20 protein-coding genes are annotated in these 26,639 nt (G+C 66.1%); 15 read left to right on the top strand and 5 right to left on the bottom strand.

Features of this window, described 5'->3' with window-relative positions:
• The first annotated feature begins 5 nt into the window (after nucleotides 1-5).
• Entirely contained in the window at nucleotides 6-2,105 is a 2,100-nt protein-coding gene (locus A6723_RS24525; protein WP_054907091.1) for an HlyD family efflux transporter periplasmic adaptor subunit, read from the top strand.
• Between the two features lie 66 nt (nucleotides 2,106-2,171).
• Here the strand turns inward: A6723_RS24525 and panB are convergent, their stop codons facing one another.
• Nucleotides 2,172-2,996, bottom strand: a complete 825-nt coding sequence (gene panB / locus A6723_RS24520) for a 3-methyl-2-oxobutanoate hydroxymethyltransferase (RefSeq protein WP_054907092.1) — start codon at nucleotides 2,994-2,996, stop codon at nucleotides 2,172-2,174.
• An 86-nt stretch (nucleotides 2,997-3,082) separates the two neighbouring features.
• Here panB and A6723_RS24515 point away from each other — a divergent pair, with 86 nt between their 5' ends.
• The 6 genes from A6723_RS24515 (at nucleotide 3,083) to A6723_RS24490 (ending at nucleotide 13,185) form a co-directional block, all read left to right on the top strand.
• Nucleotides 3,083-3,877 (top strand): helix-turn-helix domain-containing protein, encoded by a 795-nt coding sequence (locus A6723_RS24515; RefSeq protein ID WP_054907093.1) that lies wholly within the window; start codon nucleotides 3,083-3,085, stop codon nucleotides 3,875-3,877.
• A 109-nt stretch (nucleotides 3,878-3,986) separates the two neighbouring features.
• Nucleotides 3,987-6,299, top strand: coding sequence for a 5-methyltetrahydropteroyltriglutamate--homocysteine S-methyltransferase (gene metE / locus A6723_RS24510; protein WP_054907094.1), 2,313 nt, complete (start codon nucleotides 3,987-3,989; stop codon nucleotides 6,297-6,299).
• 178 nt (nucleotides 6,300-6,477) lie between these two features.
• Nucleotides 6,478-7,242, top strand: coding sequence for a precorrin-6A synthase (deacetylating) (gene cobF, locus A6723_RS24505; protein WP_054907095.1), 765 nt, complete (start codon nucleotides 6,478-6,480; stop codon nucleotides 7,240-7,242).
• A 122-nt stretch (nucleotides 7,243-7,364) separates the two neighbouring features.
• Nucleotides 7,365-7,931 carry a cysteine dioxygenase family protein gene (locus A6723_RS24500; RefSeq protein WP_054907096.1) on the top strand — a complete coding sequence of 189 codons (567 nt, stop codon included), beginning with the start codon at nucleotides 7,365-7,367 and terminating at the stop codon, nucleotides 7,929-7,931.
• Nucleotides 7,932-8,045: 114 nt separating this feature from the next.
• A complete protein-coding gene (locus A6723_RS24495) occupies nucleotides 8,046-9,170 on the top strand; it encodes a two-component system response regulator (protein WP_054907097.1) in 1,125 nt (374 codons plus the stop codon).
• Between the two features lie 46 nt (nucleotides 9,171-9,216).
• Nucleotides 9,217-13,185: a response regulator gene (locus tag A6723_RS24490; protein ID WP_054907098.1), complete on the top strand. Its 3,969-nt coding sequence runs from the start codon at nucleotides 9,217-9,219 to the stop codon at nucleotides 13,183-13,185.
• Nucleotides 13,186-13,219: 34 nt separating this feature from the next.
• Here the strand turns inward: A6723_RS24490 and A6723_RS24485 are convergent, their stop codons facing one another.
• The gene (locus A6723_RS24485; protein ID WP_054907099.1) at nucleotides 13,220-13,996 is read right to left on the bottom strand and encodes an IclR family transcriptional regulator; all 777 of its coding nucleotides are present in this window, start codon (nucleotides 13,994-13,996) and stop codon (nucleotides 13,220-13,222) included.
• 177 nt (nucleotides 13,997-14,173) lie between these two features.
• Between A6723_RS24485 and A6723_RS24480 the strand changes: the two genes are divergently transcribed.
• The 4 genes from A6723_RS24480 (at nucleotide 14,174) to A6723_RS24465 (ending at nucleotide 17,684) form a co-directional block, all read left to right on the top strand.
• Entirely contained in the window at nucleotides 14,174-14,932 is a 759-nt protein-coding gene (locus A6723_RS24480; protein WP_054907100.1) for an ABC transporter substrate-binding protein, read from the top strand.
• Between the two features lie 72 nt (nucleotides 14,933-15,004).
• Complete coding sequence (locus tag A6723_RS24475) at nucleotides 15,005-15,661, top strand: amino acid ABC transporter permease (RefSeq protein ID WP_038803618.1); 657 nt, start codon at nucleotides 15,005-15,007, stop codon at nucleotides 15,659-15,661.
• A complete protein-coding gene (locus tag A6723_RS24470) occupies nucleotides 15,658-16,401 on the top strand; it encodes an amino acid ABC transporter ATP-binding protein (protein ID WP_054907101.1) in 744 nt (247 codons plus the stop codon). Before A6723_RS24475 ends, A6723_RS24470 begins: the two co-directional genes overlap by 4 nt.
• Complete coding sequence (locus A6723_RS24465; protein WP_054907102.1) at nucleotides 16,398-17,684, top strand: FAD-binding oxidoreductase; 1,287 nt, start codon at nucleotides 16,398-16,400, stop codon at nucleotides 17,682-17,684. The genes A6723_RS24470 and A6723_RS24465 overlap by 4 nt, the downstream gene beginning before the upstream one ends.
• Before the next feature lie 23 nt (nucleotides 17,685-17,707).
• Here A6723_RS24465 and A6723_RS24460 read toward each other — a convergent pair whose 3' ends face one another.
• Nucleotides 17,708-18,481 (bottom strand): nuclear transport factor 2 family protein, encoded by a 774-nt coding sequence (locus tag A6723_RS24460; RefSeq protein ID WP_038803620.1) that lies wholly within the window; start codon nucleotides 18,479-18,481, stop codon nucleotides 17,708-17,710.
• Nucleotides 18,482-18,702: 221 nt separating this feature from the next.
• Here A6723_RS24460 and A6723_RS24455 point away from each other — a divergent pair, with 221 nt between their 5' ends.
• The 4 genes from A6723_RS24455 to A6723_RS24440 all read left to right on the top strand — a co-directional run bounded on the left by A6723_RS24455 (nucleotide 18,703) and on the right by A6723_RS24440 (nucleotide 23,807).
• Nucleotides 18,703-19,797, top strand: coding sequence for a polyamine ABC transporter substrate-binding protein (locus A6723_RS24455; RefSeq protein ID WP_054907103.1), 1,095 nt, complete (start codon nucleotides 18,703-18,705; stop codon nucleotides 19,795-19,797).
• A 212-nt stretch (nucleotides 19,798-20,009) separates the two neighbouring features.
• The gene (locus A6723_RS24450; RefSeq protein ID WP_054907104.1) at nucleotides 20,010-21,368 is read left to right on the top strand and encodes a glutamine synthetase family protein; all 1,359 of its coding nucleotides are present in this window, start codon (nucleotides 20,010-20,012) and stop codon (nucleotides 21,366-21,368) included.
• Nucleotides 21,369-21,411: 43 nt separating this feature from the next.
• The gene (locus A6723_RS24445) at nucleotides 21,412-22,497 is read left to right on the top strand and encodes a polyamine ABC transporter substrate-binding protein (RefSeq protein WP_054907105.1); all 1,086 of its coding nucleotides are present in this window, start codon (nucleotides 21,412-21,414) and stop codon (nucleotides 22,495-22,497) included.
• Nucleotides 22,498-22,511: 14 nt separating this feature from the next.
• The gene (locus A6723_RS24440) at nucleotides 22,512-23,807 is read left to right on the top strand and encodes an FAD-binding oxidoreductase (protein WP_054907106.1); all 1,296 of its coding nucleotides are present in this window, start codon (nucleotides 22,512-22,514) and stop codon (nucleotides 23,805-23,807) included.
• 124 nt (nucleotides 23,808-23,931) lie between these two features.
• Here the strand turns inward: A6723_RS24440 and A6723_RS24435 are convergent, their stop codons facing one another.
• Together A6723_RS24435 and A6723_RS24430 are read right to left on the bottom strand one after the other, a co-directional pair.
• The gene (locus tag A6723_RS24435) at nucleotides 23,932-24,732 is read right to left on the bottom strand and encodes a helix-turn-helix domain-containing protein (RefSeq protein WP_256233621.1); all 801 of its coding nucleotides are present in this window, start codon (nucleotides 24,730-24,732) and stop codon (nucleotides 23,932-23,934) included.
• A gap of 302 nt (nucleotides 24,733-25,034) precedes the next feature.
• Nucleotides 25,035-26,639, bottom strand: a 1,605-nt coding sequence (locus tag A6723_RS24430) for a YadA family autotransporter adhesin (protein WP_064979872.1), incomplete at its 5' end; no start/stop codon positions are given.

Raw genomic sequence — 26,639 nt, 5'->3', positions numbered from 1 at the left:
CTCCGATGGACATCGCCGCCGAAGACCTGCCCACCCCGCCCTTGCGTGACGACCTGCGCCTCGACGAAGCCGCACCCGGCCCGGACGGCGAGCCGGTGTGGGTGATTCACGACAGCGTACTCAACCGCTTCTACCGCATCGGCTGGCTGGAGTTCGAATGCCTGCTGCGCTGGGAGCAGACGCCCCGGCAGATCAGCGAGCAGATCGCCGAGCAGACCGCGCTCAAGCCCGAAGCCGAGCAGGTGCTGGGCTTTCGCCAGTTCCTCGAACGACACCAGTTGCTCCGCCCCGGCGCCGAAGCCCTGGCGCGGCTCCAGGCACGCAGCGAAGGCGGCTCCTGGATGAGCTGGAACTGGTGGTTGCACCACTACCTGTTCTTCCGCACCCCGCTGATTCGCCCGCAGCGCTTCCTGCGCGCCATCGCCGGCAGCCTCGACTGGCTGTTCAATCGCTACGTGGCGATACTGGTGCTGCTGCTCAGCCTCGCCGGCATCGTGCTGGTGACACACCAGTGGGACACCTTCACCCATGACGTGGTGGAGTCCTTCTCCTTCGAGGGACTGCTCAGCTTTGCCGCCGCCCTGGTGGTGGCCAAGACGCTCCACGAACTGGGCCACGCACTGGTGGCGACGCGCCTGGGGTTGAAGGTGGCGCACATGGGCATCGCCTTCGTGGTGATGTGGCCGATGCTCTATACCGACACCGGCGAAAGCTGGAAGCTGCGCAGCAACCGCCAGCGCCTGGCGATCGCCAGCGCCGGGATCATCACCGAACTGGGGCTGGCCGGGCTCTCCACACTGGGCTGGGCGCTGGCCGATCCGGGCCCGTTGCGCAATGCGCTGCTGTACCTGGCGACCACCAGCTGGGCGCTGTCCCTGGCGCTGAACGCCAGCCCCTTCATGCGCTTCGACGGCTACTTCATCACCTCCGACCTGCTCGACTTCCCCAACCTGCACGAGCGCGCCGGCGCCCTGGCCCGCACGACACTGCGGCGCAACCTGCTGGGGCTGGACGAGCCCTGGCCGGAGCACTTCCCGACCGGCAAGCGCCGGGCGCTGGTGGCCTTCGCCTTTGGCACGTGGGTCTACCGCCTGCTGCTGTTCCTCGGCATCGCCGTGGCGGTCTATTACTTCTTCTTCAAACTGCTGGGGATCTTCCTGTTCGCCGTGGAAATCAGCTGGTTCATCGTTCAGCCCGTGTGGCGCGAACTCAAGGTCTGGTGGCAGCGCCGCGCGGAAGTGAAGCCGCGCCGCAAGCTGGTCTTTCTGGCCGTGCTCGGCGGCGTGCTGCTCCTGCTCGCCATCCCATGGCGCACCCAGGTGCACGCCATGGGCGTGGCCCGCGCGGCGCAGCAACTGCACGTCTATGCCCCCTTCCCGGCGCTGCTGCGCGACCTGCGCCCAGGCGGCACGGTCGGCCAGGGGGAAACGCTCGCGGTGATGGAAGAGCCCGACATCGCCGCCAAGGTGCGCGGCAGCGAGGCCGGCATCCGTGGCTACCAGGGCCGCCTGGCCGGCATGCTGGCCGACCCGTCCGGCCTCGCCGAGGAAGCCGTCACGCGCCAGCGCCTGGGTGTGGAGTACCAACAGGCACGGGCCGCCCGCAATGAAATGGCGCGCCTGAACCTCCAGGCGCCCTTTGCCGGCCAGTGGCGGGACGTCAACCCGGACTGGAAACCCGGCCAGTGGATCAACACCCGCGAGCCCATCGGCGTACTGGTGGACCCGCGCCACTGGCTGGTGGATGCCTACGTCAAGCAGGACGAAGTGCAGCGCCTCACCGACGGCGGCCGCGTGCGCTTCTACCCCGAGGGCGTGCCCAGCCCCATCGAAGGTCAGGTGGTGCTGATCGGCACCACGCGCATCAGCCAGCTGGAGCAACCGATGCTCGCTTCGCGCTACGGCGGCCCGCTGAACGTCAACCCGCAGGGCGATACCCTGGTGCCCAACCCGGCGCTGTTCCATGTGCTGGTGAAGCTCGACGGCGCGCCGCCGGGCCTGCACGAGACCCGCGGGCACCTGCAGATCGAGGGCGCCAGGCGCAGCTGGCTGGGCGAAGGTTTTACCCGCCTGCTGGCGGTCGCCCTGCGCGAAAGCGGGTTCTAGCAGCCACCCTGCGGGAACGGGTCACCGCCGTGATCCGCCCGCAGGGACGAGACCCGCTCCCAAGCCTCAATCCTTCGCCATCCCGAAGCAATGCCGCGCCTGCGGGAATTGCCGCTCGCGCACCTCGCGGGCAAAGCGTTGCGCCGCTGCCGAGATCAGCTCGTCCACCCGCACATACTGCTGCGCGAAGCGAGGAATCTGTTCGCCGGAAAGCCCCAGCATGTCCTCGCTCACCAGCACCTGCCCGGCGCAGGCAGGGGATGCGCCGATACCGATCACCGGGATCTCCAGCCGCTCGCAGACCTGTCGCGCCAAGGGCTCCAGCACACCTTCGAGTACCACGCTGAACGCCCCGGCAGACGCCACCGCTTGGGCATCGTGCAGCACTCGAGCCGCACCGGCTTCTTCCTTGCCCTGCACCTTGAAGCCGCCCAGGGCATTGACCTTCTGCGGCATCAGGCCGATATGCGCCATCACCGGAATGCCACGTTCGACCAGGAACGCAATGGTCTCGGCCATTTCCGCGCCGCCCTCCAGCTTCACGGCCTGCGCGCCGCTTTCCGCGAGCACCCGCGCGGCGGCCAGGAAGGCCTGCTGCGGCGACGCCTGGTAACTGGCGAAAGGCAGGTCCACCACCACGCAGGCGCGTTGCGAGCCACGGGCCACCGCGGCGCCGTGGGCAATCATGGTGTCCAGGCTGACGGCCAGCGTGTCCGGCAGGCCGTAGAGCACCATGCCCAGCGAATCGCCCACCAGCAGTACGTCGACGTGCGGGTCGAGCAAACGCGCCATGGGTGCCGAGTAAGCCGTCAGCACGACCAGGCTGCCGGGCTCGCAGCGTTGGCGAATCTCCAGGGTGGACAGGCGTTGTTGCGGGCGGTGGCTACTCATGCGGTTTCCTCTTCACGGGCTGATATTGACCGGGGAAGACGCTACCATCGGCATCAAGTGGCCCACTTCCGTGAGAGAGACAAGCTATGCCGTCGACGGGACAGGATCCTCTGGCGCTTCCCGGCTTCGCCGCCCTGCCCCGGCCGGTCTGGCTGCGCGCCTTCGACATGCCAGCCGGCCACAGCGTGGAGCCGCATACCCATCCCTGGGGCCAACTGATGTATGCCGCCAGCGGAGTGCTGGAGGCCAGCACCGAGCAGCATGCCTGCCTCATCCCGCCCCGGCGCGCCATGTGGCTGCCAGCGGGGGTGACGCACAGCGTGCGGGCACGCACCGCCGTGGTGTTCCGCAGTTTCTACCTGGCCCCGGAGATCGCCACTGGGTTGGGGCCGTGCCGTGTCGTGGAGATATCGCCACTGCTGGACAACCTCATCCAGCGCGCCAGCGAATTCGCCAGCGACTACCCCGACGATGGGCCGGAAGCCCGGCTGATGCAGGTGCTGGTGGATGAGTTGCACAATGCGCCGGATTCCGGCCTGGACCTGCCGCTGCCGCGCGATGCCCGCCTGCGGCGGGTCACCGACCACCTGCAGGAACACCCCGGCGAGCGGCTGGGTATCGAAGACTGGGCACAGCGCGTCGGCGCCTCGCGGCGCACCCTGGCGCGGCTGTTCCGCGACGAGACTGGGCTGTCGTTCCGCGAGTGGCGCGAGCGGGTACGGCTGCTCGCGGCGCTGCCGAGGCTGGAGCGCGGTGAGTCGGTCACGCTGATCGCGGGCGAGCTGGGCTATGAATCCACCTCGGCTTTCATCGAGCTGTTCCAGCGCCAACTCAGGACCTCGCCCGGTGCCCTGGCGCGGCAGATGCGCGCGGGAAGCTGACACGATCTAACATGAATATTTCTTGTTTTCATCACGAGAACTTTGAGTTTGTCTCATGAAGGCATGCCGCGGAGAATTTCCCCATCGTTGATTCAATGGAGAGATTCACATGGCATTGGCACACAACCTCGGCTTCCCCCGCATCGGCCGCGACCGCGAGCTGAAGAAGGCGCAGGAAGCCTTCTGGAAAGGCGAGCTGGACGAAGCCGGCCTGCGCGCCGTGGGCCGCGAACTGCGCGCCACCCACTGGCAGGTGCAGAAGAACGCCGGGATCGAGTTGCTGCCGGTGGGTGACTTCGCCTGGTACGACCAGGTCCTGACCCACTCGCTGACCTTCGGCGTGATTCCCGAGCGCTTCCGCGACCATGGCGAGGCCAAGCCGACCCTGCAGACCCTGTTCGCCATGGCGCGGGGCGCCAGCACGGGGTGCTGTGGCGCCCATGCGCAACCCCTTCTTGCGCAGGAGCTCACCAAGTGGTTCGACACCAACTACCACTACCTCGTCCCCGAGCTCACCGCTGACCAGCATTTCGAGCTGAGCTGGGAGCAACTGTTCGAGGAAGTGGAAGAGGCCCATGCCCTCGGTCACGCCGTAAAGCCCGTGGTAATCGGCCCGCTGACCTATCTCTGGCTGAGCAAGACCAAGGGCAGCGACTTCGACAAGCTCGACCTCGTCGAGCGCCTGCTGCCGCTCTACGGCCAGATCTTCCGCCGCCTCGCCGCGCAAGGCGTGGAGTGGGTGCAGATCGACGAGCCGATCCTCGCCCTTGACCTGCCGCAAGCCTGGAAGAACGCCTTCGAGCGCACCTACAACCTGCTGCAGAGCGAGCCGCTGAAGAAGCTGGTCGCCACCTACTTCGGCGGCCTGGACGACAACCTGGGGCTGGCTGCCGGCCTGCCGGTGGATGGCCTGCACCTTGACCTGGTGCGCGCCCCCGAGCAGTTCCCGAGCATCCTCGACCGCCTGCCGGCCTACAAGACTCTCTCCCTCGGCGTGGTCAACGGCCGCAATGTCTGGCGCTGCGACCTGGAGAAAAGCCTGGAAGTACTGCGCTACGCCCATGAACGTGTCGGTGAACGCCTGTGGGTCGCGCCGTCCTGCTCGCTGCTGCACAGCCCGGTGGACCTGGAGCGCGAGGACAAGCTGGATACCGAGCTGAAGAGCTGGCTGGCCTTTGCCGTGCAGAAGTGCGCCGAAGTTGCCCTGCTCGCCCGCGCCGTCAATGCACCGCAAGCGCCGGATGTCCTTGCCGCCGTGGAGCAGAGCCGCGCCGTGCAAGCCAGCCGGGCCGCCTCGCCGCGCATCCACAAGCCGCAGGTGAAGGCCCGCCTGGCCGCCGTGAAAGCCACCGACAGCCAGCGCCAGTCGCCCTTCGCCCAGCGCATCGTCAAGCAGCGCGCCGGCCTGGACCTGCCGGACTTCCCCACCACCACCATCGGCTCGTTCCCGCAGACCGCCTCCATTCGCCTCGCGCGGCAGGCGTTCAGGCAAGGCAAACTGAGCAGCGCCGACTACACCGAGGCGATGCACAGCGAAATCCGCCATGCCGTGGAAATCCAGGAACAACTGGGCCTCGACGTGCTGGTACACGGCGAGGCCGAGCGCAACGACATGGTCGAGTACTTTGCCGAGCAACTCGACGGCTACCTCTTCACCCGCTTCGGCTGGGTACAGAGCTACGGCTCGCGCTGCGTGAAGCCGGCCGTGATCTTCGGCGACCTCAGCCGCCCGCAACCGATGACCGTGGAGTGGATCCGCTACGCCCAGAGCCTCACCGCGAAGGTCATGAAAGGCATGCTGACCGGCCCGGTGACCATGCTGATGTGGTCCTTCCCGCGCGAGGATATCGCTCGCGAGGAGCAGGCACGCCAGTTGGCTCTGGCGATCCGTGACGAAGTGGTCGACCTGGAGGCCGCCGGCATCCGCATCGTGCAGATCGACGAAGCCGCGTTCCGCGAAGGCCTGCCGCTGCGCCGCAATGACTGGGGCAGCTACCTGGCCTGGGCCACCGAAGCCTTCCGCCTGTGTGCCTCCGGCGTGCGCGACGAAACGCAGATCCACACCCACATGTGCTACAGCGAGTTCAACGACGTGATCGAGTCCATCGCCGCCATGGACGCCGATGTGATCACCATCGAGACCTCGCGCTCGGACATGGAGCTGCTGGACGCCTTCGAGAAGTTCGAATACCCCAACGAGATCGGCCCGGGCGTCTATGACATCCACTCGCCGCGCGTGCCGGGCAAGGACGAGATGGTCAAGCTGCTGCGCAAGGCGGCGCAACGCATTCCCGCCGAACGCCTGTGGGTCAACCCGGACTGCGGCCTGAAGACCCGCGCCTGGCCGGAAACCGAAGCGGCGCTGGTGAACATGGTCGCGGCCGCCCGCGAGCTGCGCAAGGACGTGGCGCTGCTGGGCTGAATGCGGGTCGAGACGCCCCGTAGGGCGCATAACGCCCCAGGCGTTATCCGCCACGGCGGATAACCCGTGCCGGGTTATGCGCCCTACGTTGCTGCTACCGCGTCGATCCGGCAGATGAGCGCGCCGCCGGACAGGCGTAGTCTTGAAGCCCTTCGATCCACGGCACGCAGGACCAGACATGAAGCAGCTGCTCATCATCGGCATCGGCGCAGGCGACCCCGAGTACCTCACCGTCCAGGCCATCAACGCGATGAACCGCGCGGACGTGTTCTTCCTCATGGACAAGGGCGCGAGCAAGGACAAGCTGAACCGGCTGCGCCGGGACATCCTGCAGCGCTACGTCAACCACTCCGACTACCGCCTCGTCGAGGCCGACAGCCCCGAGCGCGTCCGCGAAGGCGACTACGCCGGCCAGGTGCGCGACCTCAACCAGGCCAAGCAGCAGGTTTTCGAGCGGCTGATCAGCGATGAACTACCGGAGGGCCAGTGTGGCGCCTTCCTCGTCTGGGGCGACCCGTCGCTGTACGACAGCACCCTGCGCATCCTCGACGCGATCCTGCGCCAGGGGCACGTGCAGTTCGACTACGAGGTCATCCCCGGCATCACCAGCGTGCAGGCCCTCGCGGCGCGCCACCGGGTGCCGCTGAATGCCATCGGCCAGTCGGTGCAGATCACCACCGGTCGGCGCCTGGCCGAAGGTTTCCCGGACAACGCAGAGAGTGTCGTGGTGATGCTCGACGCCGAGGACACCTACCGCCAGCTGGAGGACCCGCAGCTGGAAATCTACTGGGGCGCCTACGTCGGCACACCCGATGAAATCCTCCGCAGCGGCCGGCTCGTCGAGGTTGCTGAAGACATCCAGCGCACCCGCCGCGAAGCCCGCGAGGCCAACGGCTGGATCATGGACACCTACCTGCTGCGGCGCGCGCCGAAAGGCGATTGAGCAACCACGCAGGGCGGGTAACCTCTGCCGGGGTTTTGCGCCCTGCGGTTCCGGGCAGGCTCGGCAAAAGCGACTAGAGTGATTTCCGTTGTGTCGCCAACACCCGCCGGAGCGCACCGCTCATGCCGCATGCCACCCTCTCCCGCTTCATCGACCAGGCCACCCGCCTGAGCCGCGAGGAATCCGAACCCTGCCAGTGCGTGGCCTCGCTGGCACCCTTCATGATGGAACTGCTCGCCCATGCCGGTGACTTCCTCGAGGCGCACCACTACCAGAGCGACCCGGCCCACTATGCGCGCAACCTGATCTACCAGTCGCCGGACGACAACCTGTCGCTCTATGCCCTGGTCTGGTCTCCGGGCCAGTGGACGCCGGTTCACGACCACGGCAGCTGGGGTGTGGTCGGGATTGTCGAAGGCGTGCTGGAGGAGCGCAGCTACGTCTGCCTCTCGGCCGACCGCTCGCGCGACGACGGCATCGAACTGGTCAAGGGCGGCATGATCCTGCTGCCACCGGGTGCGGTGACCAGTTTCGTGCCCAACCCCGACCACATCCACGTCACCGGCGTCCCGGCCGATCGTCCGCGGGCAGTCAGCCTGCACCTGTACGGACGGATGATGAACAACTACCACATCTACGATGTCGAGGCCGGCACACGGCACTTCGTCGAGGTGGAGCACAACGGCTGAGCAACCTGCCGGGCAGGTCGCCGATTGGCCGAGAGGCCCGCACGGCGCGGTCTATACTCAATCGACGCGCAGAAGGAATTGCTCTGGCGCGCCCCTTTCAGCGGAGGATGGTCAATGAATGCGCCTGCTCCCGTTGTTCGTCCGACTGTCCTGATCGTCGACGATGCCCCCGAGAACCTGACGCTCCTCTCGGAGCTGCTCAAGTTGCTGTACCGCGTCAAGGCTGCCCGCACGGGCGAGAAGGCGCTGCAGATCGCCCGTTCCGAGGAACCGCCGGACATTATCCTGCTGGACGTGATGATGCCCGGCATGAACGGTTTCGAAGTCTGCCGGCGCCTGCGCGAAGACCCGCAGACGTGCCATATCCCGGTGATCTTCATCACCGCCCAGGGCACCGCCGACAACGAAATCCGCGGCCTGGAGCTTGGCGCGGTGGACTACCTGACCAAGCCGATCAACCCGCCGACCGTGCTGATGCGCGTGGACAACCAGCTACGCATCAAGGCCGCCGGCGACTTCCTGCGCGACCAGAACGAGTTCCTCGAACAGGAAATCCAGCGTCGCACCCGCGAGCTGGCTGCCATCCAGGATGTGACCATCCTCGCCATGGCCTCCCTGGCGGAAACCCGCGACAACGAGACCGGCAACCACATTCGCCGCACCCAGCATTACATCAGCGCGCTGGCCGAGCACCTGCAGCAGCACCCACGCTTTGCCGCCGAACTGGATGAGGCAACCCGCCAGCTGCTGTTCAAGTCGGCGCCGCTGCACGACATCGGCAAGGTCGGCATCCCGGACCATATCCTGCTCAAGCCGGGCCGGCTCACCAGCGAAGAGTTCGACGTCATGAAGACGCACACCACGCTGGGCCTCGATGCCCTGGAGAAGGCCGAGGAGCGCCTGGGCATGGACGTGCCCTTCCTGCGCCTGGCCAAGCAGATCGCCTACGGTCACCACGAGAAGTGGGATGGCTCGGGCTATCCGCTGGGCCTGGTCGGCGACGCGATTCCCTTGTCGGCCAGGCTGATGGCGGTGGCCGATGTCTACGATGCGCTGATCAGTCGCCGTATCTACAAGAACGCCATGCCCCACGAGGCAGCCGTGGAGTACATCCACGGCCAGCGCGGCCAGCATTTCGATCCCGATGTGGTCGATGCCTTCCTCGCCCTGCAGGACAAGTTCCGCAGCATCGCCGGACGCTTCGCAGACACCGAATCCTCCCCGCGCGCGGTCGACTGATTTCCCTCCTCATCGATCCAGGGCAGACCCGCCAGGAGGCGGCCCGATGGTGACCCCACTCGGTTTTCTACAGCGGCTGAAGCTGAGGACCCGGCTGGTGATCGGGTTTGGCGGCATCCTGCTGTTCGCCCTGTTCGTCGGCCTGTACAGCCTGTACGTCCAGCGCGAGCAGAACCAGCGCATCACCCAGATCTACGAGAAGGAGATGCTCGGCCTGTCGCATATCGATGCTGCCCGCGTTGCGCTGGCAAGCGTCGGCAGGAGCGTGCGCCAGGCAGTGCTGGCGGCGGACGCGGGCGCGCGGGAGCAGGCCCTGGCGCAACTCAAGGAAGCCAAGGCGACCCTGCGCGAGGAAATCGAACAGGCACGCCCACTGATCTATCGCTCCCTGGCCCAGGAAGACCTGACCCGCTTCGAAGTCGCCTACGAGGAGTACCAGGGCCAGGTCGAACGGGTGCTGCAACTCAATGACCAGCCCGCCAGCGCAGGCCGTTCGACCGACCTGGCAGCCATCGCCCTGCTGTCCTCCACCCAGTTGCAACGGCCTGGCGAGGTGGCCAACCAGGCCCTGGCCGAAGTGGCGCAGATCAAGCGCGCCGGGGCGGACCTGGAGGTCAATCGAGCCTCCGAGCATTTTCGCCGCAGCGTCGAACTGACCTTCTGGCTCCTCGCCCTGTGCGTGGGCGGCGGCTTCCTGTTCGGCATCCTCATCAGCCTTTCCATTCGCCGTCCGGCCGACCGGCTGCGGCTCTCGGTCGACGCACTGAGCAAGGGCGAACTGGACACGGAAGTGCCCTTCCAGGACTACCCCAACGAAATCGGCGAAATGGCCAGGGCGATCACCGCCCTGCAGTCCGAAGCCAGGCAAATGGCCGACCAGCGCTGGGTAAAGACCCAGGTCGCCTCGCTCAGCAGCGCCATGCAGTCCGTCGCCGGTTCCCGCGAGCTGGGCGACCGCACCCTGGAGGCGCTGGCGCCCCTGCTGGCGTTGCGGCGCGCCTGCCTGCATGTCCACGAGGAGGAAAGCGCCGAGCTCGTCCTGCTGGGCAGCTACGCCGCGCACGCCAACCTGCCGCTGCGCGTTACCGTGGGTCAGGAACTGATTGGCCAGTGCGCGAAGCGGCGCGAGGCGATCCATCTGCGCCAGGATGCAGCCACCCAGGAAGCTGACTTCGCACCGGCGCTGTTCGTCGACGTGCTGCCGCTGATCCACGGTGAACGGCTGGTCGGCGTGCTGACGCTGGAAAGCCTGGAAGTCATCGAGCACAGCCGCAAAAGCCTGCTCGAGGAAGTCGTCCCGCTGCTCGCGATGAACCTGGAAATCCTCGAGCGCACGTCACGTACCGAGCAACTGCTGGCGGAAACCCTGACCCAGGCCGACTTGATGGAGCAGCAGTCGCTCGCGCTGCAGGAAAGCGAAAAGCGCCTGCAGTACATCCTCGATTGCAGCCCGGTCAGCGTCGCCATCTCGACCCGGGATTACCTGCATCTGGCCAACCCCGCCTTCATCGAGACCTTCGGACTCAAGGTCGGCGACGCCACCTCCGGGCTGTACGTCGAGCAGGCGGACCGCGAGGCGGTGTGGAGCGCGATGCAGGCCGGGGAACGAATGGTCGAGCGCGAAATGCGACTGCGCGACCGCCACGGTGGCGAGCGGGACATCCTCGCGACCTTCCTGCCCATTCATCACCTGGGCGAGTTCGCCGTGCTGGGCTGGTTGTACGACATCACCCAGCGCAAGCAGGCCGAGCAGCAGACCCAGCGAGCCAGGGAGCTGGCCGAGGAAGCGACACGGGCCAAGAGCGAGTTCCTGGCCAACATGAGCCATGAGATCCGCACGCCGATGAACGTGATCATCGGCATGAGCAGCCTCGCACTCAGGAGCGGGCTGAACGCCCGTCAGCACAACTACGTGCAGAAGGTGAACCGCTCCGCCGAGGGGCTGCTCGGCATCATCAACGACATCCTCGATTTCTCGAAGATCGAGGCCGGGATGATGAACGTGGAGCACGTCGAATTCCGCCTGGAAGACGTGCTCGAACAGTTCTCCGGCCTGGTCGGCTTCAAGGCCGAGGAAAAGTCCCTGGAGCTGCTCTTCCAGCTGAGCCAGGAACTGCCGACCTCGCTGGTCGGCGATCCGCTGCGGCTGGGGCAGATCCTGCTGAACCTGGGCAACAACGCGGTGAAGTTCACCGAATGCGGGGAAATCGTCCTCGGCATCGAGCCGGTTGCCCTCGGCGCCCAGGAGGCGGAGCTGCACTTCTGGCTGCGCGACACCGGCATCGGCATGACCGCCGAGCAGTGCGGGCGCATGTTCCAGTCCTTCATCCAGGCCGACTCTTCCACCTCGCGCCGCTATGGCGGTACGGGGCTGGGGCTGTCGATCTCCCGGAGCCTGGTGGAACTCATGGGCGGAAGCATCTGGGTGGACAGCGAACCGGGCAAGGGCTCCGTCTTCCACTTCCATGCGCACTTCGGCATCCCCTCGACCGCTGCGCCCCGGCGCATGCTGCGGGCGGACGAGCTGCTGGGCGTGCGGGCGCTGGTGGTCGACGACAACGCCTCGGCCCGCGAGATTCTCTCGGGAATGGCGCTGAGCTACGGACTGGAAGTCGACGTCGCGCGCAACGGCAGTGAAGCGCTGGAGTGGATCAGCGAGGCCGAACAGCGGCACCTGCCGTACCAACTGGTGCTGGTGGACTGGCAGATGCCGGGCATGGACGGTATCGAAGTGGTCGGGCGCCTGCACGATGGCCACTGCGACAATGTCCCGGCAGTGATCATGGTCACCGCCTTCGGCCGCGAAGAAGCACTGGACGCCGCAGCGGAGCGCGGTGTCGAACTGGGCACTGTGCTGACCAAGCCGGTGACGCCCTCCACCCTGCTGGAGTCGATCAACATCGCCCTGGGCAGGCAGAGTTTCGTCGAACCGCGCAGCCGGGAACGGCAGAGCGCCACCGACGATGCCCTGGCCAGCGTGGCCGGCAGCCGGATGCTGCTGGTGGAGGACAACGAGCTGAACCAGGAGCTGGCGATGGAGTTGCTGGGCGACGCCGGCATCGAGATCGTGCTCGCCTGCAACGGCCAGGAAGCACTGGACAGGCTGGCCGTCGACCAGCGTTTCGACTGCGTGCTGATGGACTGCCAGATGCCGGTGCTCGATGGCTACGCGGCCACCCGCGCTTTGCGCCTGCGCCCGGAGCTGGTACAGCTGCCGATCATCGCCATGACCGCCAACAACATGACAGGCGACCGCGAACTGGCATTGGCCGCCGGCATGAACGACCACATCGCCAAACCCATCGACCCGTCCGCAATGTTCCTCACCCTGTCGCGCTGGATAAAACCGCGGCAGCGCGAGGCCGTTGCCGAGGCCCCTGTTGCCGTCGAGCAGGGAGGTGGCCAACTCGCCTTGCCCGGCATCGATACCCGCGCAGGGCTCGCCACCTGCGCCGGCAAAGCCGGGCTCTATGAGCGGCTGCTGCGCCGCTTCCACACCAGCTACAGGGGTTTCGTCGACGAGTTCCACGCCCTGGACCCTGGCAGCGATCCGCAGGCGCATCGCAGGGCGGCGCATACCCTGCGCGGCGCGGCTGCCAACATTGGCGCCCAGTCGCTGGCCAGGGCGGCCACGACTCTGGAGGACGCCTGCCAGGCGCACGCCCCGCAAACCTCGATCTCGCGGCTACTTCTCGATTTGCAGTCAGAGTTGGAAGTGGTGCTGGCCGGTCTCGCACGCCATCTCGCGTCGCCACAGTCACCCGTGGCCCAGCCCCGCATGGCGGATGCCGAGGCGAGCGCCCTGCTCCGCCGATTGCAGGACGCGCTGTTGCACAGCGATACCAGCGCCGGCGACCTCGCCGGCCGCCTGGAGGGTTTCTATCAGGATCGGACCAGGGCCGCCCACCTGCAGGAGGTGGCCGCGGCCATCGAAGGCTTCGACTTCGAGCAGGCGCTGGTGCATCTGCAGCGGCTGCTGGAAGACGAGCCCTCCAGTCTTCAGCTGCACCCTTGAGGGCGGGCCGACCCGCCCCAGGCCGAGCGTAGCGTCAAAGTGTCCTGATCGACGTACTGATCGCCCGCGCGCACTCGATGGCCGCCGGTGCCAGGCGACGCTCGGCGTCCTCGCGGGTCCAGCGGCTGGTCGGTGCGACGACATGCACCGACGCCACCGGGCGCCCCTGGCTGTTGCGCACCGGCGCGGCCACCGCCATGTCCCCCAGGAACAGTTCCTCGCTGTTGATCGCGTAGCCCTTGCGGCGAATCTCGGCGATCTCGGCGAGGATTTCCTCCAGCGAAGTGCGGGTGTACTGGGTGTGACTGGACAGGTCGCTGTCCCGCAGCAGCTCCAGCACCTCGTCGTCGCTCAGCGCACTGAGGAATGCGCGGCCCGAGGCGGTGCAGTACATCGGGATGCGGCTGCCGATGGGCAGGTGGATCGGGATGAATTTCGGCCCCACGAAACGCGCCACGTAGAGCATGTCGGTGCGCACCGGCTCGGTGAGGTTGGTGGTTTCGCCGGTGGTCTGTGCCAGCTCCGCGAGGAAGGGGTTGGCGACATCCACCAGGGTGTCGGCGGCGAGGTAGTTGTAGCCGATCTCCATCACCTGCGGGGTCAGCTGGAAGCGCTTGGTCTGCGGGTGCTTGCAGACATACCCCAGCGCTTCGAGCGTATGGATCATCCGCTGCGCGGAGCTCTTGGTGATGTCGGCGGCCTCCGCCACTTCCGCCAGGTTCATGGTGCGGCTGCGCGCGTTGAAGGCGCGCAGCACGGCCAGGCCTTTTTCCAGCGACTGGTTGAACAGGCTGTTTTCGTTGTCGCTCATGTCTCGTCCTTGCGAAGGATCAGGTTCTTATTAGACTGCAAATATCGATATGCGATATTTATAAATCTCTTTACGATTTTTGTAAATCATTTATATTGCGACCAACGCCTCCTGCCGATACTCGAGGCTATCCATAACGCATAAAGACAACAAACCGCGTCAAATGGGAGTTCATCCATGCATCCTCGCCTCCGCGTGTTTTCCTGCGCCCTCGCGCTCGTCGCCAGCTGTGCCGCATCCCTGGCCGCCCAGGCCGAACCTCTGAAAGTCGGCGCCACCGCCACCGGCGTTCCCTTCACCTTCCTCGACGTCAAGACCAACAGCATCCAGGGCATGATGGTCGACTCCGCACAGGCCGTGGCCAAGGCCGGCGGCTTCGAAGTGGAGATCGCCCAGACCACCTTCGCCGCACTGATCCCCTCGCTCACCGCGAAGAAGATCGACCTGATCTCAGCCGCCATGCTGCGCACTCCCGAGCGGGAGAAAGTGGTGCAGTACTCCGATCCGGTGTTCGAATACGGCGAAGGCCTGGTGGTACGCGCCGACGACGACAAGGCCTACACCAGCATGGATGACTTCAAGGGCGAGATCGTTGGCGCCCAGGTTGGCACCATCTTCATCGACAAGCTCAACCAGCGCGGCATCTTCAAGGAAGTGCGCGGCTACGACTCCCTCGCCGACCTCACTCGCGACCTGGCCCTGGGGCGCATCAAGGCCGGCTTCGGCGACCACCCGATCCTCGCCTACCAGATGGCCAAGGGCAGCCTGAAGAAGGTGCGCCTGGTGGACAGCTACCAGCCGCAGATCAAGGGCGAGGTCTGCCTGATCCTGCGCCAGGGCGACCCGGCTCTGCTCGCCCAGGTGAACAAGGGCATCGCCAGCATCAAGGCCGACGGCACCCTCGCCGGCATCATCGACAAGTGGCACCTGGACTGACGGTCGCCATTCTCGCGCGCCTCCTGCGCCCGGCCACGGGCGCTCTCTGATTTACGCTTACGGACACTTCCCATGTTTCTCCAGAATGCTCTGGACTTCCTGCCCATTCTCCTGAGTGGCGCGGTGGTCACCGTGCAGGTCACGATTGCGTCGTTCCTGCTCAGCTCGCTCATCGGCCTGGCCTTCGCCCTGATGATGGTGTCGAAGATTCGCGCCGTGGCGCTGTTCGGCATCTCCGTGGTCAACGTGATCCGCGGCCTGCCGATCATCGTGCAGCTGTTCTACATCTATTTCGTGCTGCCGGACTTCGGCGTGCAGCTCAGCGCCATGCAGGCCGGCATCATCGGCCTGGGCATCGCCTACTCGGCGTACCAGGCGGAGAACTTCCGCGCCGGCATCCAGGCCATCCAGCAGGGGCAGATCGAAGCCGCCGAATCCCTTGGCATGCGCGGCCCGATGATCATGCGCCGGGTGGTGCTGCCGCAGGCTTTCCGCATCGCCCTGCCGCCCTACGGCAACACCCTGGTGATGATGCTCAAGGACTCCTCGCTGGTGTCCACCATCACCGTGGCCGAGATGACTCGCGCTGGCCAGCTGATCGCCTCCTCGACCTTCGAGAACATGACCGTCTACACCCTGGTGGCCCTGCTCTACCTGGCCCTGAGCCTGCCGCTGTCGTACGCCCTGCGCCGCCTCGAAGCGCGCATCGCCACGAGGAAGAAAGCATGATCCGCATCCAGTCGCTGCACAAAAGCTACGGCAGCACCCGCGTCCTCGAAGGCATCGACCTGTCCGTGGAGAGCGGCCAGGTGGTGTGCCTGATCGGCCCGTCCGGCTCGGGCAAGTCCACCCTGCTGCGCTGCATCAACGGCCTGGAGACCTACGAGGGTGGCGACATCCTGGTCGGCCAGGAGCGTGTCGACCGCCACGCCAACTCCATCCACGAGATCCGCACCCAGGTGGCGATGGTGTTCCAGCGCTTCAACCTGTTCCCCCACCGCACCGCGCTGCAGAACGTGATGGAAGGCCCGGTGTACGTGAAGAAGGAACGCCCGGACGAGGCCCGCGAGCACGCCCGCGCGCTGCTGGAAAAAGTCGGCCTGAGCCATCGCATGGATGCCTACCCGGACGAACTCTCCGGCGGCCAGCAGCAGCGCGTCGCCATCGCCCGCGCCCTGGCCATGCGGCCCAAGGCAATCCTCTTCGACGAACCGACCTCGGCACTGGACCCGGAACTGGTGGGTGAAGTCCTAGCGGTGATGCGCAAGCTCGCCGACGAGGGCATGACCATGGTCGTGGTGACCCACGAAATGGGCTTCGCCCGCGAGGTCGCGGACAAGGTGTGCTTCCTCTATGGCGGGCGCATCGTCGAGGAAGGCGCGGCCAAGGACGTGCTCGGCGCGCCGAGCCAGCCGCGCACCCAGGAATTCCTCCGCCGCCTGCTCAACACCGACGGGGGCCAGGCATGAACGCCCAGCCCCTGGTACTGCCGCCCTCGCTCTGGGCGGCCACCGCGAACACCGGCCCGGCAACACCGGCGCTGGCTGAAGACAAGCAGGTCGACGTCGCCATCGTCGGCGCCGGCTACACCGGGCTGGTCACGGCGCTGCACCTGGCCCGCAATGGCGTACGCGTCTGCGTGCTGGACGCCGGCGAGCCCGGCTGGGGCGCTTCCGGGCGCAACGGCGGGCAAGTGATTCCCGGCCTCAAGCATGATCCCGATGACCTCCGCCGGATGTTCGGCGGCGACAAGGCCGAGCGCCTGATCGAAGTTGCCGGGGGCGCTGCCGATGAAGTCTTCGAGCTGATCCGTCGCTACGACATCGATTGCGAAGCCACCCGCAAGGGCTGGATTCAACCGGCCGCCTCCCCGGCCGCCCTGCGCGCCATCGAAAAACGCGCCGAGCAGTGGCGCCAGCGCGGCGTGCCGGTGGAGATGCTCGACAAGAGCAGCGTCGCCCAGCGCATCGGCAGCAACGACTACCTCGGCGCCTGGGTCGACCCGCGCGCCGGCAGCGTGCAGCCGCTGAGTTACGTGCGTGGCGTGGCCCGCGCCGCGCTGGCCGAAGGCGCAGTGATTCACGGCCACAACCGCGTGACCGGGCTGCGCCGCCACGGCAGCGGCTGGCAGCTCACCACATCCACCGGGCACAGCGTGACTGCCGAGCGCGTTGTCCTCGCCACCAACGGTTATACCGACGACCTGTGGCCGAAGCTGCGGCAGACGGTGATCGCCGCCAACAGCTTCATCGTCGCCACCAAACCCCTGCCGGAGAACCTGCGGCGCAGCGTGCTGCCGGGTGGTGAGGTCTGCTCGGATGCCCGTCGCCTGCTGCTGTACTTCAAGCAGGACGCCCGCGGCCGGCTGTTGCTGGGTGGCCGCGGCCCGTTCGCCGAGCCGCGCTCGCCCGCTGATTGGCTGCATCTGAAGCGTTCGCTGCTGGGGCTGTTCCCGCAGCTGGCCGAGGTCGAGTTCGAGTACCAGTGGAGTGGCCGCGTGGCGCTGACGCCGGACTTCATGCCGCGGCTGCACGAACCGGCACCGAACCTGAGCATCCTGCTGGGCTACAACGGCCGCGGCATCGCCATGGCTTCCGCCCTGGGCCGCCACCTGGCAGAGCGCCTGCTGGACCGCGAGAAGGACTTCCCCTTCCCGCTCACGCCGGTGCGGCCGATCCCCTTCCACGGGCTGCAGCGCCTCTATCTCGGCGTCGGTATCGCCTGGTACCGGCTGCTCGACGCGGTCCTCTGACCGAGCCCGGCCTGACGCCTGCGTCAGGCCGGGCCTCCCTCCTGCATGGCCGCCAGGTACGCACGCGGCGGCTGCCCGGTGTGCTCGCGGAAGCAGCGGTAGAACACTGACAACGAATTGAAGCCCACCGCGAACGCCAGTTCGTCGATGCGCGCCGCCGGCTCCTCGCGCAGGCGCTCCAGCAGGTGGCCGATGCGCGCCTGGTTCAGGTAGCGGTAAAAGCTCTGCCCGAGCACCTGGTTGAGCAGGTAGGAAATCTGGTTGCGCGTGTAGCCGGTGGCCCGTGCCAGGCGCTCCAGGTCCATCTCCGGATCGAGATAGGGATGGGCGCTGCCGAAATAGGATTCGATATCCAGCAGCATCTTCCCCACCTGCGCGGAGTTAAGCCCCAGGCGGCGCTGGTCCTTGACGCCCTCCTCGCGCTGCTCGCGCACGGGCGTGGCGTACTCATGGACACGCCAGATCAGCCCATCGCGCACGGTGATCGCCTCGCTGGCGCGGAACGAGGCCAGCCGGCTGCTGCGCCGCAGCGTCAGGCGCGAGCGGTACTGGATGAACGCGGTGTCGCCATCGGCACGGATCTGGTCGATATGCTCGATGTGATGCTGCGGGCTGCGCGGCATGGCCGTGCGGATGTAGCCGGGCAGCTCGCTGGCGGGGATTTCCAGGTCGTTGTAGAAGTCGCAGTACTGCACCTGCGGATGGAACATCGCCAGCACGCCTTCGACGTCGCGATTCATCCAGCACTGGTGGTAGCGCGTGACCACTTCGCGGGTGCGCTCGGTTTCTTCATTCATTGTTTTCCCTCCGCCCAGGCCCGCAGCGTAGGGCGCGAGTATCGCGCTGCACAGTGCCGCGGGTCCGCAGCAGCATCGCCGATTCCGCCCGTGCACGGAAGAACGACGCAAAGCCGCGCCACGCCTAGTTTTCGGCCAGGGCCGAAAACAACAGAACAAGGCCTGATTCCCACCTGCCGATCGCATGGGCGCTGCGCAAGCCGGCGCCCTCAGGAGTGAAGATGAACAAGCGTGCTTTGGGTTGTCTGGCCGGCCTGCTGGCCGGTGTCGCGTTGCCGGTGATGGCGGCGCCGCAGGAAGTGCATTTCGCCAACTGGGCCGACTACATCGGGCCGACCGTGCTGCAGGACTTCCAGAAGGAAACCGGGATCAGGGTGGTGCTCGACGCCTTCGAATCCGACGAAGTGCTGGAAGCCAAGCTGCTCACCGGGCATTCGGGCTTCGACGTGGTGGTGCCCTCGGCGGACTTCCTCGCCCGCCAGCTCAAGGCCGGCGTCTACCGCCCGCTGGACGACGCGCTGCTGCCCAACCGCAAGAACCTCGACCCCGACCTGCTGGCCCGCGTCGCCCTGTCCGACCCCGGCAACCGCTTCGCAGTGCCTTACCTCTGGGGCACCGTCGGCGTGGGCTACAACCCGGCCAAGGTCAAGGCCGCGCTGGGCGCCGACGCGCCGCTGGACTCCTGGGACCTGGTGTTCAAGCCGGAGAACCTCGCCAAGCTCAAGGGCTGCGGCGTGGCCTTCCTCGACTCGCCGGCGAAGATCCTGCCGCTGGCCCTGCACTACCTGGGCAAGGACCCGAACAGCAACAACCCGGCGCACTACGAGGCGGGCACCAAGCTGCTGGAAAGCCTCAAGCCCTCGGTGACCTACTTCAGCTCGACCAAGTACATCGCCGACCTCGCCAACGGCAACGTCTGCGTCGCCATCGGCTTCTCCGGCGACGTGCTGCAGGCGCAGAAGAGCGCCCAGGAAGCCGGTGGTTCGGTACAGGTGGAATACAGCGTGCCGAAGGAAGGCACCAACATCTGGTTCGACAACCTGGCCATCCCCAAGGATGCTCGCAACCCCGAGGGCGCCCACGCATTCATCAACTACCTGATGCGCCCGGACGTGATCGCCAGGACCAGCGACTACCTGCACTACGCCAACGCCAACGTGCCGGCCAAGGCGCTGATGGACCAGAAGGTCCGCGAGAACCCGGCGGTCTACCCGAATGCCGAACTGGTCAAGGGCATGTACGTCAGCCTGCCGCCGAGCCCATCGATCCTGCGCCTGATCACGCGCGACTGGAGCCGGATCAAGTCCGGGGTCTGATTCCCGAGCCGCTCCTTTTACACCAACAGCCCCGGTCGCCACGGCGTCCGGGGCTTTCTGCATTGGAAGCAGGCGCTTTTTTGCAGCGATTCCCAAGCCTTGCGGAAAGTGGATAGAACACACTCCCGCCTCCAGCCGACACTAGCCTCGCCTGGCAGCACGATGCTGCGTGCGCATCCCCTTATAAAATTAAGAAACCTTCCGAGGCTTGTATGACCACCCCCGCCGAGCAACTGGAGCAACGGCTGAAGCAACAGAAAATCACCGAAGTCGAATGCGTGGTGAGCGATCTCACCGGCATCGCCCGCGGCAAGATTTCTCCCACCAACAAGTTCCTCGGCGAGGGGGGCATGCGTCTCCCCGAAAGTGTTCTGCTGCAGACGGTCACCGGCGATTTCGTCGATGACGACGTCTATTACGACCTGCTGGACGAAGCGGACATCGACATGGTCTGCCGCCCCGACCCGGACGCCATCTTCCTGGTGCCCTGGGCGCTGGAGCCGACCGCGATGGTCATCCATGACACCTTCGACAAGGTTGGCAACCCCATCGAACTGTCCCCGCGCAACGTCCTCAAGCGCGTACTCAAGCTCTACGCCGACAAGGGCTGGAGCCCGGTGGTGGCGCCGGAGATGGAGTTCTACCTGACCAAGCGCAGCAGCGACCCGGACTTCCCGCTGGAAGCCCCCGTCGGCCGCTCGGGCCGCCCGGAAAGCGGCCGCCAGAGCTTCTCCATCGATGCCGCCAACGAATTCGACCCGCTGTTCGAGGACGTCTACGACTGGTGCGAACTGCAGGGCCTGGACCTCGATACGCTGATCCACGAGGACGGCCCGGCGCAGATGGAAATCAACTTCCGTCACGGCGACGCGCTGAGCCTGGCCGACCAGATCATCGTGTTCAAGCGCACCATGCGCGAAGCCGCGCTCAAGCATGACGTCAGCGCCACCTTCATGGCCAAGCCGATCACCGACGAGCCCGGCAGCGCCATGCACATTCACCAGAGCGTGCTGGACATCGCCACCGGCAAGAACATCTTCGCCGCTGAAGACGGCTCCATGAGCCAGCTGTTCCTGCACTACATCGGCGGCCTGCAGAAGTACATCCCGAAAGTGCTGCCGATGTTCGCGCCCAACGTGAACTCCTTCCGCCGCTTCCTGCCGGACACCTCCGCGCCGGTGAACGTCGAATGGGGCGAAGAGAACCGCACCGTGGGCCTGCGCGTCCCCGCCGCCCCGCCGATCGCCATGCGCGTGGAAAACCGCCTGCCGGGCGCCGACGCCAACCCCTATCTGGCGCTGGCCGCCAGCCTGCTCTGCGGCTACCTGGGCATGATCGAACAGGTCAACCCCAGCGCGGCTGTCCAGGGCCGCGCGTACGAGCGCCGCAACCTGCGCCTGCCGATCACCATCGAGGACGCGCTGCAGCAGATGGAAGACTGCGCCGTGCTCAAGGAATTCCTCGGCGAGAAATTCGTGCAGGGCTACGTGGCGGTGAAACGCACCGAGCATGAGAACTTCAAGCGGGTGATCAGCTCCTGGGAGCGCGAGTTCCTCCTGCTGAGCGTCTGATCAACCCCACTACTCCATTCACAACAACAATTCGGGAGTCGACATGAGACTGCTGCGCACCCTTGCGCCCTTCGCCCTGGCCACGATGGCCACGGCCGCTCACGCTGAACCGACGGTCAGCATCTACAACTGGACCGACTACATCGCACCGGACACCCTCGCCGGCTTCCAGAAGACCACCGGGATCAAGCCGGTGTACGACGTCTTCGATTCCAACGAGACCCTGGAAGGCAAGCTGCTGGCGGGCCGTTCCGGCTACGACGTAGTGGTGCCGTCCAACCACTTCCTGACCCGCCAGGTGCAGGCCGGCGTGTTCCTCGAACTCGACCGCAGCAAGCTGCCGAACTGGAAGCACCTGGACCCAACGCTGCTCAAGCTGCTGGAACAGAACGACCCGGGCAACAAGCATTCGGTGCCCTACCTGTGGGGCACCAACGGCATCGGCTACAACGTCGCCAAGGTCAAGCAGGTACTGGGCGTCGACAAGATCGATTCGTGGTCGGTGCTGTTCGAGCCGGAGAACATCAAGAAGCTCAGCACGTGCGGCGTGGCCTTCATGGACTCGCCCGACGAGATGATCCCCTCGGTGCTCAACTACCTGGGCCTGGACCCCAACAGCACCAACCCGGCGGACTATCCGAAGGCCGAGGCCAAGCTGGTGGCGGTGCGTCCGTACGTCACCTACTTCCACTCCTCGAAGTACATCTCGGACCTGGCCAACGGCAACATCTGCGTGGCCTTCGGCTACTCCGGCGACGTGTTCCAGGCCGCCGCACGGGCCAAGGAAGCGAAGAACGGCATCGAGATCGCCTACACCATTCCCAAGGAAGGCGCGAACCTGTGGTTCGACCTGATGGCGATCCCCTCGGATGCGGGCCATCCCGAGCAGGCGCTGGCGTTCATCAACTACATCCTCGATCCGAAGGTCATCGCCGGTATCAGCGAGTACGTCGGCTACCCCAGCGCCAACGCTGACGCCAAGACCCTGCTGCCCGAAGAGATGCAGAACAACCCCGAGGTCTACCCGAGCCAGGCCGTGCTCGACAAGCTGTACATCGCCAAGGCGCCGCCGCCCAAGATCATGCGCCTGATGACCCGCAGCTGGAGCAAGATCAAGTTCAACCAATGATGCGAGAAAGTCCCATGAAGCACACCGAGGAGCACGCCGCGTCCTATTACGCCGCGACCGCCCGCGACCGTCAGCAGTACCCTGCCCTCACCGGGGATGTGCGGGCGGACGTCTGCGTGATCGGCGGCGGCTTCACCGGCGTGAACGCAGCCCTGGAGCTGGCCCGGCGTGGCCACTCCGTGGTGCTGCTGGAAGCCCGGCGCATCGGCTGGGGCGCCAGTGGGCGCAATGGCGGGCAGCTGATCCGTGGCATCGGCCATGACGTCAGCGGCTTCGCCAAGTACGTCGGCGAGGAAGGCGTGCAGTATCTGGAGCAGGCAGGTGTCGATTCGGTGGCCCTGGTCGCCGAGCGCATCCGCGAGCTTGCTATCGAGTGCGACCTGCGCTGGGGCTTCTGCGAGCTGGCCAATACCCCGGCGCAATATGCCGCCATGGTCCGTGAGCAGGAGTCGCTGAGCACCTCGGATTACCCGCATGAGACCCGGCTGGTACCGCCGGAACGCATGCGCGAAGTGGTCGCCAGCGACTGCTACGCGGGCGGGCACATCGACATGGGCTCGGGCCACCTGCACCCGCTCGACCTGGTGAAGGGCGAGGCCCGCGCGGCCAAGTCCTTCGGTGCGCAGATATTCGAGCAGAGCCCGGTGCTGCGCATCGAGCACGGTGCGACTGCCGTCGTTCACTGCGCCCAGGGCCGCGTGCTGGCGAACACCCTGGTGCTTGGCTGCAACGCGCACCTGGAGGAACTGGAGCCCAGGCTCACCGGCAAGGTACTGCCCGCCGGTAGCTACGTGGTGGCCACCGAGCCGCTGTCCGCGGAGCTGGCGGCGCAACTGATCCCGCAGAACATGGCGCTGTGCGACCAGAAGGTGGGGTTGGACTACTACCGCCTGACGGCCGACCGTCGCCTGCTGTTCGGCGGCGCCTGCCACTACTCCGGGCGCGACCCGGCGGACATCGGCGCCTACATGCGGCCGAAGGTGTTCAAGGTGTTCCCGCAGCTGCAACAGGTGAAGCTCGACTACCAGTGGGGCGGCATGATCGGCATCACCGCCAATCGCTTCCCACAGGTCGGCCGGCTCAAGGCCCATCCCAATGTGTACTTCGCCCAGGGCTATTCCGGCCACGGGCTGAACGTCACGCACTGGTCGGCCAAACTGCTGGCGGAAGCCATCCATCAGGGCGAGAGCAAGGGGCTGGACCTGTTCAGCGCGGTGCCTCACCTGACCTTCCCCGGCGGCAAGCTGCTGCGCTCGCCACTGCTGGCGTTGGGCATGGCGTGGTATCGGGTACGGGAACTGCTGGGCTGATCGGTGTGAAGCTCTTGTAGGATGGGTGGAGCGGAGCGATACCCATGCCGCGGCGATCGCGATTGATGGGTATCGCTTCGCTCCACGCCATCCTACGGTTCTACGCCAGGCCTGTGCCTATGACTCAGGTCCGACCGCCCTGCTTGGCCGTGGTCTTCGGGTACTCGCCGAACAGCGCGAAATACGACTGGGAAAACCGTCCCAGGTGCCAGAACGACCATTTCATCGCCACCTCGGCCACAGTCATGCCGGATTCGGCGGCAGCCAGCAGGTCGCGGCGCGCGGCGTTCAGGCGGCGGTTGCGCAGCCAGACGATGGGCGGGATGCCGGCGTAATGCAGGAACGACTGCTGCAGCGTGCGTGGTGAGACGCCTGCCTTGGCGGCGAGGTCAGCCATGCCGAACTGCTCGTCGGGGCAGTCGTTTACCACTTCCTTGACCCGCTGCACCACGCGCTTGGCCTGGACGATGGAGCGCGCGCGGCGCTCGCCATCCAGGGGCGCCTCGCACAGCAGCGAGAAACAGTTGGAGACGATGCTCTGCGCCACACCCGGTGCATCCATCGGGTCATCACCCGTCGTCGCACCGGTCAGGAGGTTGCTCAGCGAGGTTGCCACCGACTGGCAGTGGCCCGAGCGCAGCGGCGTCAGCACCAGGTCGGCGAAGGCGTCCGCCGGCTGGCCCCAGTTCGCCGATTCCTTGATCACCACCGCTACCTCGCGGTAGTTCTCCGGGGTGACCCAGGCGTTGCGGGTTTCCCCGTCGAGCAGGTAGAGCGCGTTATCGGACATGTCGAAGCTGAACACCAGCGCACCGGGCGGGGCATGGAATTCCTGCTCCACGCGCAGGTTCATCTGCTCCTCGTAGAGCTCGATCCCCTCGACCTCGGCATGCAGGATGCGCCCGGCGAAGCGCCCGGCGGACATCTGCGTGTACTGCTGTTCCCAACCAGGAATGGCTATTCGCTGCTGATCTACTTCTTGTGCTTCGACAACCCGGATCGCCATACCCAGCCCTGCTGGTTTTTTCAGATGGGGAAGGCTACCAACCGGCGTATACCGCGTGCAAGACGGGTTCAGCTGTCAATGGTCGGGGCAGCGTGCTGCCGCAGGGCCCGGAGCCCTGTGAAAACCGACAAGAAAACGGGGCGCCTGAGCGCCCCGTTATTCTTTCAAGCTTCCTGCAAGAGCCCCTCCCGCCGAGTTTCCAGCGGGAGAGGTCCGCCGATTTACCAGTTGTAACCCACCCCCGCACCGAGGGAGAAGTTGCTCTGGGTATCGACGCTACCACCGACCTTGGTCGTCCATTTGCCGTCGTAGGAGGTGTGCGATACACCCACCGATACGGCCGACTGGCCATTGAAGTTGCCAATACCGGCGGAGGTGGTGCTACCGCCGTTGCTCATCGGTTGCGGCAGGCTGGCGATGGCGATGGCACCGGCGATGCCGGCACTCAGGCGGTCGTCCTGCTCCTTCAGATCATTGCGCAGGTTGTTGAACTGCGAGCTGGTCTGCCCCGCAAGGCTGCCCAGCGCATCCTCCACCTGGCCGACGTTGACGGCGTCGGTACGCTCCACGCCTGCCGCCACGTGGGTGATCTGGCGCTCGTTACCGGCGCTACCGACGGCGACACTGTTGTCGCGCTCGGCCACCGAGTTGGCGCCGACAGCCACCGAGTTCTTGCCTTTGGCCTTGGCGTTGGAGCCCACCGCCGTGCTGCTGGCGCCCGAGGCCTCTGCCCCCGGCGCAATGGCAACAGCATCGGTACCGGTGGCAGTCGGCTTCTGCAGCTTCGCGGTATTGTTCACTGCACCCAGACTGCCGACGCTGTCTTCGACCTTGGTAACCCGGTTGTCGACGTTGGCGATAGTCTCATCGACATTGGCCACGCTCCCAGCGATCCCGTCGACCCGGCTATCGGTGTAGGACTTCGATGCAGCCACTGCCCCATCCAACTGACGCAGGTTGACGGCATCGCCGGCTTCCTGGGCATCAGCCACGTTACTGATGGTGCGGGTCTCGCCAGTTGCCGCATTGCCGACGGATACCGTGCCCACGACATTGTCGTTGCTCGCACCCGAGTACTGCCCGACATACGCCTCGGCCGGTGCACCGCGACCGCCGTCGCTAGCCCCCTGCCCCAGCGCCACGCTGCCGTTGGCCGAGGCTTCGGCACCTTCGCCGAGCGCAACTGCCCCGTCGCCGCTGGCCTTGGCGTTACCGCCAACGGCAATGGCATTGGCACCGCTGGCCACCGAGTCGGCCTGGGTCGACGAGGTGTGGAAGTACTTGATGCCGCCGCCGCTGACCATGTTGTTGACGCTGCTTTCCAGGCCAGTGACGCGGCCATCGATCACAGCAACCTTGTTGTTGGTATCGAACAGCTGCGCACCGTTGACTGCATCGGTGCTGTCCTCGGACAACTGGCCGGCCTTGACGTTGGTCAACTGGACGCTCTTGCCGGTACTCCCGAGGGTCATCTTGTCGTGCGCCGCCGAGTCGTAGACCAGGGCGTCGGACAGCGTGCCGCTCATGCTGGCGAGGGTGGTGTTGATGCCACTGATATCCGTGGTGTTCTGGGTGACACGGCCATCCAGGCCGCTGATCGCCACCGTGTTGCCGGCGATATCAGCGGTGTTCTGGGTGGTACGGGTATTCAGGTCACCGATCGAGGCTGTGTTGCCAGCGATATCCGTAGCGTTCTGCTCGACCCGCTGGTTGGTGCTGAACAGCTGGCCACCGTTCATGGCTTCCTGGCTGTCGGCGGCCACAGTACCGTCGGCCACGTTGATCAGCTTGCGCGCACCGGCAGTGCCAAGGAAGTCGACGGCGGC

Origin of the sequence: Pseudomonas sp. AU11447, assembly GCF_001672555.2 — a bacterium.
Classification (GTDB): Bacteria; Pseudomonadota; Gammaproteobacteria; order Pseudomonadales; family Pseudomonadaceae; genus Pseudomonas; species Pseudomonas nitroreducens.
The sequence above is the reverse complement of the archived record's forward strand: the minus strand, read 5'-3'. Positions and strand labels throughout refer to the sequence as shown.